The sequence below is a fragment of the Escherichia sp. 94.0001 genome, assembly GCF_013369155.2.
GTDB classification, from domain to species: domain Bacteria; phylum Pseudomonadota; class Gammaproteobacteria; order Enterobacterales; family Enterobacteriaceae; genus Escherichia; species Escherichia coli_F.
On sequence record NZ_JABWMS020000326.1, the window covers coordinates 1 to 246 of the forward strand.

1 protein-coding gene is annotated in these 246 nt (G+C 51.6%); it reads left to right on the forward strand.

The features are described 5' to 3' along the window. Nucleotides 1-17: 17 nt before the first annotated feature. Nucleotides 18-246, forward strand: a 229-nt coding sequence (locus tag HEN33_RS27280) for an Ail/Lom family outer membrane beta-barrel protein (protein ID WP_183083580.1), incomplete at its 3' end; no start/stop codon positions are given.

The window sequence follows — 246 nt, forward strand, 5'->3', positions numbered from 1 at the left end:
AAAAGCGAGAGGTAATTATGCGTAAAGTTTGTGCAGCCATTTTGTCCGCAGCCATCTGTCTGTCCGTATCCGGTGCGCCTGCATGGGCGTCTGAACATCAGTCCACACTGAGCGCGGGGTATCTTCATGCCCGGACGAACGCTCCCGGTAGCGATAATCTTAACGGGATTAACGTGAAATACCGTTATGAATTTACGGACACGCTGGGGCTGGTGACGTCATTCAGCTATGCAGGAGACAAGAATC